This is a genomic window from Mucilaginibacter sp. OK283, from assembly GCF_900110415.1.
Taxonomy (GTDB): Bacteria; Bacteroidota; Bacteroidia; order Sphingobacteriales; family Sphingobacteriaceae; genus Mucilaginibacter.
Genome location: NZ_FODR01000009.1, coordinates 254,848 through 268,424 on the forward strand (window position 1 = coordinate 254,848; position 13,577 = coordinate 268,424).

The 13,577-nt window shown below is 44.6% G+C and carries 11 protein-coding genes; 6 read left to right on the forward strand and 5 right to left on the reverse strand.

Features of this window, described 5'->3' with window-relative positions; all coding sequences use genetic code 11:
• Positions 1–62 precede the first annotated feature (62 nt).
• Together BMX56_RS20645 and BMX56_RS20650 are read right to left on the reverse strand one after the other, a co-directional pair.
• Positions 63–737 (reverse strand): TerD family protein, encoded by a 675-nt coding sequence (locus BMX56_RS20645; protein ID WP_090651563.1) that lies wholly within the window; start codon positions 735–737, stop codon positions 63–65.
• 107 nt (positions 738–844) lie between these two features.
• Positions 845–1,420, reverse strand: coding sequence for a TerD family protein (locus BMX56_RS20650; protein WP_090651564.1), 576 nt, complete (start codon positions 1,418–1,420; stop codon positions 845–847).
• A gap of 267 nt (positions 1,421–1,687) precedes the next feature.
• On the opposite strand from BMX56_RS20650, the gene BMX56_RS20655 reads away from it, so the two are divergent.
• From BMX56_RS20655 to BMX56_RS20665, 3 genes are all read left to right on the forward strand, one after another.
• Complete coding sequence (locus tag BMX56_RS20655; protein ID WP_090651565.1) at positions 1,688–2,098, forward strand: DUF1801 domain-containing protein; 411 nt, start codon at positions 1,688–1,690, stop codon at positions 2,096–2,098.
• Positions 2,099–2,329: 231 nt separating this feature from the next.
• Positions 2,330–5,008: a ThuA domain-containing protein gene (locus BMX56_RS20660; protein ID WP_090651566.1), complete on the forward strand. Its 2,679-nt coding sequence runs from the start codon at positions 2,330–2,332 to the stop codon at positions 5,006–5,008.
• 162 nt (positions 5,009–5,170) lie between these two features.
• Positions 5,171–5,746 carry a DUF6438 domain-containing protein gene (locus BMX56_RS20665; protein WP_090651567.1) on the forward strand — a complete coding sequence of 192 codons (576 nt, stop codon included), beginning with the start codon at positions 5,171–5,173 and terminating at the stop codon, positions 5,744–5,746.
• A gap of 502 nt (positions 5,747–6,248) precedes the next feature.
• Here the strand turns inward: BMX56_RS20665 and recO are convergent.
• A complete protein-coding gene (gene recO, locus BMX56_RS20670; RefSeq protein ID WP_090651568.1) occupies positions 6,249–6,974 on the reverse strand; it encodes a DNA repair protein RecO in 726 nt (241 codons plus the stop codon).
• Entirely contained in the window at positions 6,964–7,332 is a 369-nt protein-coding gene (locus tag BMX56_RS20675; RefSeq protein ID WP_090651569.1) for a diacylglycerol kinase, read from the reverse strand. Before BMX56_RS20675 ends, recO begins: the two co-directional genes overlap by 11 nt.
• 211 nt (positions 7,333–7,543) lie before the next feature.
• Between BMX56_RS20675 and BMX56_RS20680 the strand changes: the two genes are divergently transcribed.
• The 3 genes from BMX56_RS20680 (at position 7,544) to BMX56_RS20690 (ending at position 11,416) form a co-directional block, all read left to right on the forward strand.
• Positions 7,544–9,415 carry a M61 family metallopeptidase gene (locus tag BMX56_RS20680; RefSeq protein ID WP_090651570.1) on the forward strand — a complete coding sequence of 624 codons (1,872 nt, stop codon included), beginning with the start codon at positions 7,544–7,546 and terminating at the stop codon, positions 9,413–9,415.
• 3 nt (positions 9,416–9,418) lie between these two features.
• Positions 9,419–10,717 (forward strand): M20/M25/M40 family metallo-hydrolase, encoded by a 1,299-nt coding sequence (locus tag BMX56_RS20685; protein ID WP_090651571.1) that lies wholly within the window; start codon positions 9,419–9,421, stop codon positions 10,715–10,717.
• A gap of 174 nt (positions 10,718–10,891) precedes the next feature.
• Positions 10,892–11,416, forward strand: coding sequence for an AAA family ATPase (locus tag BMX56_RS20690; RefSeq protein ID WP_090651572.1), 525 nt, complete (start codon positions 10,892–10,894; stop codon positions 11,414–11,416).
• A gap of 113 nt (positions 11,417–11,529) precedes the next feature.
• Here the strand turns inward: BMX56_RS20690 and BMX56_RS20695 are convergent, their stop codons facing one another.
• A complete protein-coding gene (locus BMX56_RS20695; RefSeq protein WP_090651573.1) occupies positions 11,530–13,458 on the reverse strand; it encodes an LTA synthase family protein in 1,929 nt (642 codons plus the stop codon).
• Positions 13,459–13,577: the final 119 nt, after the last annotated feature.

Consider the following 13,577-nt stretch of genomic DNA (forward strand, 5'->3'; position numbering starts at 1 on the left):
GACTATAGGTCGCGTTAAAACGCAGCAATCTTGATTCTTGATTCTTGACTCTTGATTCTTCTTCAATATTGCTTAAGTAACTCTAAAAAATTATCCGTTGCAAACGGATCGCCAATGGCGCGGAATTTCCAGGTGCCATCTTTGCGGTATACTTCGGCAAATTTCATCGAGCACATACCGTTGTAAGTGGCATCGCCCGATAGGCTGAATTTGGCTATCTCCTTACCATGATTGTCAACGGCGCGGATAAAGGCGTTCTCGACCATGCCAAAATGCTGGTTTTTCCGCTGACCCTGGTATATGGCTACGATAAACAAAATGCGGTCGTATTTGGGGTCCAGCGAATCCAGTTTTACGATGATCTGCTCATCATCGCCATCGCCTGCCCCCGTGCGGTTATCGCCGGTAAGCCAGATGTGGTTTGACGGATGGCGCATGGAGTTAAAGTACACCACATCGCCCTCGTATAAATTTATTTTGTTGCCGTTGGGCTTTTGAAAAGTGCGGCCCCTGCTGGCAACGTGGCCGTTTTTATCAAGCACAAAAGCAATGGCATCCAGGTCATATTCTACCTCTTCGGCGCCGCCACCAAATAGTTTACCTAAAAAACCGCCGCCACCGCGGCTTTGCCTCACATCCCAGCCTAAGCCGATAGTTACCGACGACAAATCGAAGCTTTCGCCTTTATCATTTTTACGCAGGTCAATGGTTTGACCTTTTACCAGATTAATTGCCATAATAATATTGTTAATTAATAGAAGCCAGCCCCCTCTAAATCTCCCCCGGAAGGGGAGACTTAAAAAAGCCCTCCCTTCCGGGGAGGGTTGGGTGGGGCCGGCCCTTTTTATTTAATAATTTGCCCTTTAAAATATTTACTTAAAAAGAAGGCAAGGTCTTCCTTGTAACCCACGCCCGATGCCTCAAATTTCCAGGCCCCGTTGCGCCGGTATAAACGGCCAAACTCAACAGCTGTTTCGATAGAGAAATCCTCACCCAGCTCATATTTACAAACTTCGCTGCCGGTTTGCTCGTCGATGATGCGAATATATGAATCGCGTACCTGGCCAAAGTTTTGCCTGCGTGGTTGTGCTTCGTGGATGGTTACCACAAACAATATCTCCTGTATTTTGCCGTCAACTTTAGTTAAATCAATATTGATGGATTCGTCGTCGCCGCCATCGCTGTTGCCGCCCGAAGGATCGTCGCCGGTATGATGAACGGCGCCGTCCGGCGAATCTACGTTGTTATAAAAAACGAAGAACTCGTCTTCGGGTACAAACCTGTTGCCATCTATCATGATAGCCGATACGTCCAGGTCAAAATCATAACCTGTGCCTTCATTTGGGTTCCAACCCAAACCAACAGTCATTTTCGACAGTCCGATATCTATTTTTTGTCCTTTTTGAAGATTAATAGCCATTGTAAAATGTATTTATATATTGACAAGCAGGCCGCGTAATTGTTACGAAAACGGCCGCGAATTTTGCTTAACTAAGGTTTAAAATGCAGAACTAAGGTATATGTTTTTTTGATAAAAAAAGCCCCCTCTAAATCTCCCCCGGAAGGGGAGACTTAACCTCTCTCTTTTTAAGTCCTCCCTATCGGGGAGGATTTAGGAGGGACTGCCGCTTTCAATGCTCCCCGATATTCAACATATTTGTATAACCTTATTAACCTGCAAATAGCCATGGCCAAATTACCGCCGAAAACAAACAGCCAACAGGTAACCGAATACATTGAAAAACTGGATGCCCCGGTTGCCCAAATTGTGCAAGCCATCAGGCAGATAGTTTTAAACGTCGACCCCGAAATTGGCGAAGAGATAAAATGGAACGCCCCCAGCTTTGTGTACACGGGCGAAATGAAGCCTTTTAACCCTAAAGAATATAAAAGGTATATCATTGTGATGAACCTGCATAAACGCATTCTGCTCGTTTTCCCCAGCGGGGCAAAAGTTAATGACACCAGCGGTTTGTTAACAGGCGATTACACAGACGGCCGCCGCCTGGTATACATTAAGGATATGGATGATTTAAAAAGCAAAGAGCCCGCCATAAGAAAAGTGGTGCTTGATTGGCTGGCGCTGATTGAGAAATAACCACGATTGATTTATCAAAAACAAATCTTGTTTTCTGAGCCGCCAGGCGCTTCCTTTTTTAAATTCATCTTAATCTGCAGTTCGTTTTCTATCCCGGCAAACCACCTTGTTATAAACTTGTAATATTTGCGATACTAAAGTTACGCAATCGATGGAAATGGCTACATTTGGCCGGCTTTAAGTATAAAATGGCAAGCCATAACAACCAATAAAACCTATCAATAATTTTATATGCGAATAAAAATTACTTTACTGCTGGCGCTTGCTATGCTTGTATTTAACTTCAGCAAAATAGTTGTTAAGCCCAAAATCCTGGTATTCACAAAAACATCCGGTTATCATCATGCATCCATTGCGGCAGGTTCTGCAGCTATCATTAAACTGGGTGCCGAAAACGATTTTTCGGTTGATACCACATCCAACGCTGCAAAAATCAGCGAAGCCAATCTTAGCCAATATGCCGCAGTTGTTTTCCTGAGCACTACCGGCTATATGCTTAATAATTACCAGCAGGCCGACCTGGAACGCTATATGCAGGCAGGGGGCAATTTTGTAGGCGTGCATGCTGCCGCCGATGCCGAATACGACTGGCAATGGTACGGCCGTTTGGTAGGCGCCTACTTTGACAGCCACCCTGCTATGCAGGAGGCCATATTAAAAGTGGTGGATAAAAACCATCCCTCAACCCGCGCTTTGCCCGATGAATGGAAAAGGACAGATGAGTGGTACAACTTTAAAAAGATCAGCAAAAACCTGCATGTGCTTATTAAAATTGATGAAAATAGCTACAAAGGCGGCATCAACGGCGATAACCACCCAATGGCCTGGTACCACAATTTTGAAAACGGGCGCGCTTTTTATACCGAACTTGGCCATACCGACGAATCGTACAGCGACCCTGTATATTTAGGCCACCTGCTGGGCGGTATTAAATATGCCATTGGCGACAATAAAAAACCCGATTACTCCAAATGTACCACCCTGCGCGTACCGGAGGAAAACCGTTTTGTAAGAACATCCCTTATTCAGGGCACTTTTTACGAGCCTACAGAAATGACCATTTTACCCAACCTGGATATTTTAGTAACCCAGCGTCGCGGCCAGATCATGCTGTTTAAAAATGCCACCAAAACCATTAAACAGGTTGGTTTCCTGAACGCTTATTTTAAAACGCTGCACACCAAAGGGGTAAATGCCGAAGAAGGCGTTTTAGGCATCCAGGCCGATCCGGATTTTAAAACCAACCATTACGTTTATATTTATTACAGCCCTGCAGATACTTCGGTAAACCGTTTATCGCGCTTTACACTTACGGGTGATACTATCGATAATAAATCAGAAAAAGTTGTATTGCAGCTGTACTCCCAGCGCGAAATTTGCTGCCATACAGGCGGCTCCATAGCGTTTGGGCCAGATCATTTGTTGTTTGTATCTACCGGCGATAATACCACGCCATTTGATGAGGGCAAAAACCTGCCCCATGACACACATTCATTTGCTCCGTTGGATGACCGCCCGGAGCACTTAAATCACGACTCCAGGCGCTCTGCCGGGAATACCAACGATTTAAGAGGCAAAATCCTGAGAATAAAAATAAAAAGTGATGGATCTTATACCATTCCCGAGGGCAACCTATTTAAACCGGGCACCGCAGGCACCCGCCCGGAGATTTATGTAATGGGCGACCGAAACCCATACCGTATAGCCGTTGATAAAAAGAACGACTACCTGTACTGGGGCGAAGTTGGCCCCGATGCCAATAACGATAGCTTAGCCACCCGCGGCCCCCGCGGTTATGATGAATTTAACCAGGCCAAAGCAGCAGGCTTCTTCGGCTGGCCGTTGTTTATTGGCCCCAATATCCCTTACCATGCATATAACTATGAAACCGGCGAGTCGGGCCCCAATTTTGACCCGCTGCATCCGATAAATGATTCCAGGAACAACACAGGCTTAAGAGAACTGCCGCCTGCGCAGCCTGCATTTATCTGGTACCCTTATGGCGAATCGAAAGATTTTCCGCAAGTTGGCTCTGGCGGCCGTACTACTATGGCCGGGCCCATTTATTATACCGACTTGTATCCAAAGGCAACCCGACTGCCCGATTATTACAACAAAAAGGTATTTTTTTATGATTGGATCCGTGGCTGGATAAAAGTACTTACCCTGCAACCAAACGGCGACCTGGACAAAATGGAGCCATTTATGGCCACTACCAAATTCAACTCACCTATTGATATGGAGACCGGCCCCGATGGTAAAATATATGTGCTGGAATATGGCTCGGGCTGGTTCACCAAAAACAAAGATGCCGGTTTGGCCCGCATTGATTACAACACCGGCAACCGCGCGCCCGAAGTAAAAAGCATTGCTGCAAATAAGGCTTTTGGTAAATTGCCTTTAGCGGTAACTTTTACCGCAACAGCAACCGATCCGGAAAATAACACAATGACTTACACCTGGAACCTGGGTAACGGCATCAAAAAAACAACGGCTTTGCCAAAACTGGTTTACACCTATACCAAAAAAGGTAACTACAATGTATCGGTTGAGGTTAAAGATGATGAAGGCGCAGCCACGCTAAGTAAAACCACCCCGGTATTAGCCGGCCAGGATTCGCCTGATATGAAGCTAAAAATGGCCAACATGAAGGCTAACGCCGCAGGTATGAACTTAATGATGTCGTTAGATTGCAAGGCCTGCCATAAGGTTGCCGAAAAATCTGTAGGCCCGGCATTTGCCGATGTTGCTAAAAAGTATGCAAAAAACCTGGCTTCAACCAATCATCTGGTTAAAAAGATAGCAACCGGTGGACACGGCGTTTGGGGCGATGTGGATATGCCCGCACACCCCAACCTAAAACCGGCCGAGATTAAACAGATAGTTAACTGGGTATACTCGCTTAAATAACCCGCTCTTATTTCATACCAACAAATCCGGCTTGCAAAATAGGCCGGATTTGTTGGTTTTAGAGCAGTATTATATACTCCAGTTATAGGCCGCATTGAAACTGCCGATATAAACTGCAACTTTAGCATCACCGATATAGTGGGGAATTTTAACTAAGATGTAATGGAATCACGCAAAAGTTTGTTTGTTAATGGTATTGTTCTGGTGCTGTTTTTAGTGGGATTGCTCATGGCCTGTAATAAGCCGTTAGCCCACAGGAACAACGAGATAACCAAAATAGAAATTGCCACAGGCGGGTGCTTTGGCCCCTGCCAGTTCACTGCTACAAGTATAGATAGTTCGCTCAGCTTTAAATTTTATGGTGGCAAGCTTTTGCAGGGCAATAAAAGGAAAGTTATTAAAGGTTATTATTCGGGTACAATAAGCAAACAAACCTGGGATACATTGAACATGAAGCTGGAAGCTATTCATTATAAAAAACTTGCCAACCGCTATGACCATAGCGCCGACGATCAAAGTTTGGAACTGATTATTTATTACCAGGGAAAGGTAAAGCGCATCACGGCCCGGGACGGGAGTTTGCCAGATAGTGTTAATAAGGTTTTTTATTGGCTGGCCGACAAATATAAAAGTGTTAAGATCACGCCGACCAAAGCCCCCATCAGATTTGATGTAACGTTGCAATACCTCAGTGTGGGAGGTATTAAATTTCTGCCACCAACTAAGCAAATAAAATAATATTTGTGCCATTTTTCACCCCGGCCAATGATAGGTTGAAAGGCAAAGACCACTGAGATCCGCAGTTAAAAGAGAGTCATTTTTGTGATTTTTGATTGAAAAAATGGCAAAATAAGGGCCTTTTTTTCAAAAAACACGCCTTTTTAATCAAAATATGGCGTTTTTTCATAAAAATGAAGCTTTTTTTGCCAAAAATTAGTCTACTAACCCTATAGTGCTTATATTTGTCCTAATTGTTATTATCGATCTAACCAATTAGTTCTTTATGGTAAATAATGAGGTCAGTCAACTTAAAAAAAAAGAGAGAGCCACCTGGCTATCTCTTTTTTTATTTTAGGCCCGTATTTATACTTAAATAAAGCATCCAACCGGCAATAATAATATTCACCAACGCCATATTATAACCCATCTTTTAGGAGAGAAAAGAACTTTCAACTCAACGGCATTGGTTTATAAAGAAGATCTTTTTTTGACTTAAAACTTAAGACTTCCGGTTCAAGGCTTAGGAAAGAACCTCTTCCAGCACATCGCCCGACCGGATATTGCCAAAGCCCTCAATATGCAGGGCATAATACTCCATTAATTTTTGGATCAGGTAACGCCGCTCGTCGTTGGTTAGTTTCAGCTCATCCATGCTGTCAAAACTGCTTTTAAGCAGCAGGCTAAAGTTTTGCGTATGCGGCGGCGAAAGGTACATTACCGTATCCGGCTTATATTTGCTAAACGTGCCGTTCTTCAGGTCGAAGTAATCGGCGTTATCAATCAGCGCCCTGTCGGGATAAAACCCCAGGTACCGTGTAAGCCGGGTTAAAAACAACAGGTGGAAGTTGGCTACGTTGCCTGTCTGATGATCCAGCCACTCTATCGCGCTAAAAACAAAATCAAAAATATTCTCTTCGGCCGATTGCTGTTTGATGGATTTGTATAGTACCTCGTTTAAAAAAATAGCGATGCAGCTTTTAATCACATCATAAGGGATGCTTTGTAATACAGGCGAATTTTTAAGCTCGGCTATACGTTGTACGCTGCCGGTATTTTTATGATAAACAACCAAATCAAGCAGGTGCAGGGGTTGCAACATATTGCGGCCTATTTTTGCCTTTGGCTTTTTGGCCCCGTTTATGATGTATGATTGCAAGCCGAACTTCTCGGTAAAAATTTGCACAATTACACTGCTTTCGCCATAATCGGTGGCTTTAAATACTATACCACGGGTTTTATGCAGCATGCCTTACCAGTAAAATAAGTTTTGGTAAAAATATTACGATGCCTGTTATAAACGCAAATAAGGCCGCTATTACCACTGCGCCGGCGCAAACATCTTTAACTCTGCCTGCCATTTCATTATAATCCGGCGATACCAGGTCGGTTAACGTTTCAATCCCGGTATTTAAAAGCTCAATTACCAGTACAAGGGCAATGGCCAGCATAATCCATTGCCATTCTGCAAAGGCAATATGGAGCGCAAAACCCAGCATAACTGCAATGAAAGCCAATACCAGGTGTATCCTGAAATTAGGTTGCGTTGCCGCAGCATACCTTAATCCTTTAAAAGCAAAACCAAAACTACGTATCAGTCTTTTCATAATTCAAAAATACGTGTAATTGGTGTAACTGATATATTAAAGATTGTTTCGCGCAAAGCCAGAAAAGGCTCAGCGTAAAAAGGCTTAACTCCTGGCGGCTTTGCTTCTATGCTTTTAAAATACAATAGTGGAGCCCTGCGACATCTGTAATAATATTGATATATTACAATTGGCCGATTAGTTGTAATTTCATCGCTGCTAATCATAATACATGAAAAAAACATTACTACTCGCGTTTGCTTCCCTGTTTTCGGCCGCTGCCATGGCCCAGCAGGACGCACCCAAAGCTATTTATTATTCCATATCGTTCCCTAATGCTGCCCACCACGAGGCCGAGATAACCATAACTATACCGCAGGCACCAACCGGGCCTTTGCTGGTTAGGATGAGCCGTTCATCTGCCGGGCGTTACGCCACGCATGAGTTTGGTAAAAATATTTATAATGTTGCGGCTACTGATGTAAACGGCAAGGCCCTTGAATTGAAGCAGGTTGAAGGTGACGTTTACTCGATAGAAGAACACCCGGCTACTGTAAAAGTAAGCTACACCCTTTTTGGCAACTGGACAGATGGCACTTACGCCAGCATCGACCCAAGCCACGCCCACCTGAACATGCCAGCTACTTTTATGTGGGTTGTTGGGCAGGACAAAAGGCCGCTTACCTTCCAATTTAACGATTTGGATAAATATGGCTGGCATGTGGCTACCCAGCTAAAACACGAGGATAAAAATGTGTACAGCGCCCCCAACCTGCAATACATGATGGATTGCCCAACCGAGTTGTCTGACTATAAAATTGCCAGCTGGGATGTGGTTAATTATGACAATAAAAAAGAAAAGATAAACCTTACCGTTCACTCCGATGATAGCCAGGCCGTGATAGATAATTTCGGCAAAATGGTTGCCCGGATGGTACAGGAAGAAAAAGCCGTATTTGGCGAATTTCCGGCCTATGATTATGGCGAATATACTTTTATCAGCGATATACACCCAACTACCTCAGGCGATGGGATGGAGCATCGTAATTCAACCTGCATTACCATACCTGCCCCTAAGGTTGAAGGTTTGGAAAAAAGGCTGTTAGGCGTTTATGCGCACGAATACTTCCATAGCTGGAATGTGAAACGCATCCGCCCAAAATCATTGGAGCCTTTCAATTTTGAGCATGCCAACGTGAGCAGCGAGCTTTGGTTTGCCGAAGGCTTTACCCAATACTATGGTGAGCTGCTGCTGGTACGCTCAGGCTTTATTGATCTTGATGATTATACCGGCACCGTAGCAGGACTGGTAAACCAGGTATTAAACACCCCTGCCGCCGCTAAATATCCCGCAACCCAAATGAGCCGTTATTCGGTATACGCAGATGCCGGTGTTTCTATCGACCCTAACAACAACGCCAACGACTTTACCAGTTACTACACCTATGGCGGCGCCATTGCCCTCGCGCTTGACTTGCGCCTGCGCAGCGATTTCAACATTACGCTTGACGATTATATGCGCCAGGTTTGGCTAAGCCGCGGTAAGGTAATGAAACCTTATACCATTCCTGATTTGCAAACCGACCTGGGCAAAATAACCAACCCCAAATTTGCTGCCGACTTTTTTAGGAAATACATTACCGGCATTGATAAAAACAATTACGAAGAGTTATTGGCCAAAGCAGGTTTGGTTTTACGCAAAATTAACCCCGAAAAAGGCTGGGCAGGATCATTGGCAACCACCGCAGGCCGTGGCAGGGCAGGCCAGCCTCGTGCGGGTAATGCCGAAGGTTTGCCCATACTATCAAGCACCATTATCGGCTCGCCGGTATATAAGGCCGGCCTGGATGCAGGTGATGTGATATTGAAGGTAAACGGCGCTGACATTAAAGACCAGAAAGGTTTTGACGACCAGCTTACAGATAAAAAGCCGGGCGATAAGCTTACCATAAATTATAAAAACCGCACCGGCAGCCACGAAACAACCATAGTATTAGAGGCAAATCCTAATTTTGAAGTAGTTACCTTTGAAAAAGCAGGCAAGCCATTATCAAAAGAACAGGAAACATTCCGCAACAATTGGTTGCAATCAAAAGTTAAATAATAAATGAAAAAGATTTTTATAGTAACCGTAGCATTATCAGCAATTACCGCGTTGGGCTTTGCCCAAAATGTAAATAAGCTGATTAAAGAAAAAAATGTAGGCCGCATTATTAAAACCCTGTCGGCAGATGATATGCAGGGCCGCGCGACATTTACCCCAGGCATCGAAAAAGCCGCCAAATTTATTGAAGGCGAGTTTAAAAGCATTGGCTTAACGCCGCTGGCAGGTAGCACCGGTTTCAGGCAGGATTTTAAAATGATCCGTTCTACCCCTGTTAAATTAACGCTGAGCATTAACGGCAAAAGTATTGCGGCTGATAGCGCTTTTGCAACCGGAAGCGAATCATTTAGCTGGGCCACCAATGCCGATGTACAGGTGGTACAGGTAACCGGCGATAAAAATTTCAGGCAGGAGTACGGCGCCATTACACGTAGCGGCAAAAAATCGCTGGTGCTGGTTGACCCTAAATTTAAAGATTTGTTTACACGCGTACGCGGGTTTGCCGGCAGGGGCAGTGTAATATTTAAAGGTAAAACAACGCCGCCTGTTGTATTTGTGCTGGGGAGTTTTGATAAAGTAACCGCATTTGATGCGCGCTACGAAATCAAAAGCGAAGAACTTCCGTTGTTTAATGTTGCAGGCATGATACCCGGTAAAACCAAACCGGATGAGTTTGTAGTATTCTCGGGCCATTATGACCACCTGGGTATCCTTAAACCGATGGAAGGCGACAGCATTGCCAATGGTGCCGATGATGATGCATCGGGCACAACGGCTGTAATATCGTTGGCTAAATATTATAAAAAGCTAAAAAACAACGCCCGCACCCTCATTTTTGTAGCTTTTTGTGCCGAAGAAATTGGCGGTTACGGATCGCAATACTTCTCAGGCCAGGTAAACCCCGATAAAACGGTTGCCATGTTTAATATCGAAATGATTGGCAAGGCATCAAAATTTGGCCAAAACTCGGCATTTATAACCGGTTATGAGCGTTCGGATTTCGGCAAGATCCTGCAAAAAAACCTGGATGGTACGGCTTTTAAATTTTACCCCGACCCATACCCCGAGCAGGATTTGTTTTACCGCAGCGATAATGCAACGCTGGCCAGGCTTGGCGTACCGGCGCATACCATATCAACCGATCAGATAGATATTGACAAACTATACCATACCGTTAAAGACGAGTTTGGCTCGTTAGATGTAAGTAATATTACTTCAACCATCAGGGCTATCGCGCTAAGCTCGCGCAGTATTGTTGCCGGTACAGATAAGCCAACAAGGATAGCAAAGCTGGAGAGGTAGTGGATTTGCAAACAATCAAGAAAAAAAAGGCCTGTGCGATTCCTTCCTCGGGGAAGGGGGAGGAAGGGGTTTAGCCCACTGATAAGTAAGGCGACGAAACCCCTCCCCGCCATAGCGCAAATCGCCGCCCCCCTCCCAATGGAGGGAATTTAGCTTCAATATTTAGATTCCACAATGCCCCACATCCCCAAAATAGCAGTAGTAGGTCCCGAATCGACAGGAAAATCAACCATGTCTGATTACCTGGCGGCGCATTATCAAACCATTGCCGTGCCTGAGTACGCGCGTGGTTATTGCGAAAAACTGACAGAGCCTTGCACCTGGCAGGACGAGATCAATATGTTTTACGGCCAGCTGGCTTTGGAAGAACAGTTGCTGCCCACGGCCAATAAAATACTGATCTGCGATACCACTTTTATCACCGTAAAAATATGGAGCGAAGAAATGTTTGGCCGCTCGCCACAGGAAGTATTGGACGAATTGCCGCGGCACCCTTACGATTTATACCTCCTGCTCAACATAGATCTGCCCTGGCAGGATGATCCGTTACGCAATTTCCCTACCAAACGGGAGTATTTTATGGACGTTTGGCATAAAGAACTTCGTGCCCTTAATGCTGATTATGTGGTGATATCAGGCATCGGCACAGATAGGTATGAAAGCGCCGTAAAAGCAATAGACAAGTTTTTGGCGAAATGAGGCAGGTGTGCAGGTTAACTACGTGGAGGGCTTCGCCGTTTCAGATTTACAAATTCAATCTGCACATCTGGAATTTGAAATCTGCACATTCTTAATATGATCGCCGTTCCGCCTCAATTCAGCTTCTTATTTACAATCCTGTCGGCATAATCCTGGATGAAGGCCTTGCAATCGGCTATGCCGGTATTCATTTCGGGATTCGGGTTGTTAGTCATCAGGTTTTTTTTCAAGCCTTTGTCGGCAACGGCGTATATCCCGGTGATATTTTTCCCGTCGAACAAATAGGTGTAATTGCCTTGCATCAGCTGATAAATATTGCCGGTGGAGTTGATTACCCTTGGTAATTCGGCAGGTGCAGGGTTAATCAAACTTCGGCCCCACGACCTGAAGGGGTTGTTGTAGCCTATTAAATCTGCAACCGATGGGTATATGTCCATTTGCGAGGCCAGATCGGTGCGCACGCCCTTTAGTCCATAGGCATTATTGGCGCTATAAAACAATATCGGCACAGCAAAACGGTTAACGCCCTCACTGTATTCGGGATAGTACGTTTGGCTGGTGTGGTCGGCAGTTATTACAAAAATGGTGTTGCTGTACCATGGCTGGGTTTTGGCATAGTTAAAAAATATCCGCAGCGCGTTATCAGTATATTGAACGCATTTATCAATTGCGAGGGGGCCACCCTTAAACCTGGCCTTATATTTTTCGGGCAGTTGATATGGGTCATGCGATGAGAGGCTGAACAAAGTAGCCATAAAGGGCTGTTTTTGAGTGCTGAGTGTTTTGCCCATAAACTGAAAAAAGTGCTCATCCCAAATACCCCAGATGCCGTCGAAATCCCTGTCGTTATTGTATTCTGTTCTGCCGTAATAGTTTTTAAACCCTAAAATGCTGCCAAAGCCCTGGAAGCCCATCGAACCATCTGCCGCGCCATGAAAAAACGAAGTTTGGTATCCCATGCTGTTACATACTGACACGATAGATTCGATTTTTTGCTTGGCAAAAGGTGATGATGTAAATGCCGTTTGAAACGAAGGAATGCCCGCCAAAACCGACGACATAGCGTGAATAGACTGGCGGCCATTGGCGTAGGCGTTGGTAAATATCAAGCTATTATCTGAAAGCGAATCTAAAAACGGTGTATACGATACAAAGCCTGGTATATTGGCGCCCCTGTTCATACTACCCCAATACTCTTTGGCCATACTCTCCAAAATAATAATCACCACGTTGGGTTTTGCAGTTGGCTTACTGTTGTACTGTTTTATTGGTTTAATGTTGGCGTTAATATAATCTGTAGTTGTCCAATGCTGAAGCTTAAAATTGTTGCTGCTGATTGTGCGGATAATGGCGAAGGGGGTATTTAAAACCACATCGCCCTGGTTGGGCACAGTAACGTGTTTATAGGCATCAACCATGTTGATAGGCCTGGTACTGTGTGCAAAATCGCCCCGGATACCGCCGATAACCAGCGCCACAGCAACAAGTAGCAAAATTACCGATGTTATAAAGTAGGGCTGCAAATGCTTTACAGGCCGCGGTTTAACTTTTACGTGGGAGTACATCCAAACCCAGCAAATACAACACAATATGTATATCACCAGGATATACCAATAGGCCCCGGTGAAATGCTCGAACAGTGCTTTTTTATTGGTTTCATCGGCCAATACATCAAGTGCCGCTTTGGTTGAACGTACCTGGCTGAAGCGGTAGTAAATGATATCGACAAAATTGGTGGCATAGGCCAAAAAATTGGTCGCAAAATATAAAATGGTAATGCCTTTTTGATAGCCCGGCCGGGTGTTTACGGTTAAAGGCAGTATGCTTAATAAAATAAATAAGCTGTTAACGTACAGTAGGGCAGTGGTATCAAAAGCCATCCCGTAATAGCAAAGTTTTAACAGCGTGGAAAGATTATCAACGGCCAGCAGGTGCGTGTTATAGGCAAAAAATAAAACCCTGGCTATAAAATAGAACAGGTAGCCTAAAAACAGGCGATATATAAGAACCTTATATTCGGATAACCTAAATTTATCTTCCATGAAAGTATTGTTTTGGCTACCCCCAAATTGTGTAAGGCGAAAGGTGGTTATTCCTGGTTAAGGAATAATTGTGAATTTATCGTCGTTTAAATGCAGGGGCGCTTGTAAAAGCAACGAAT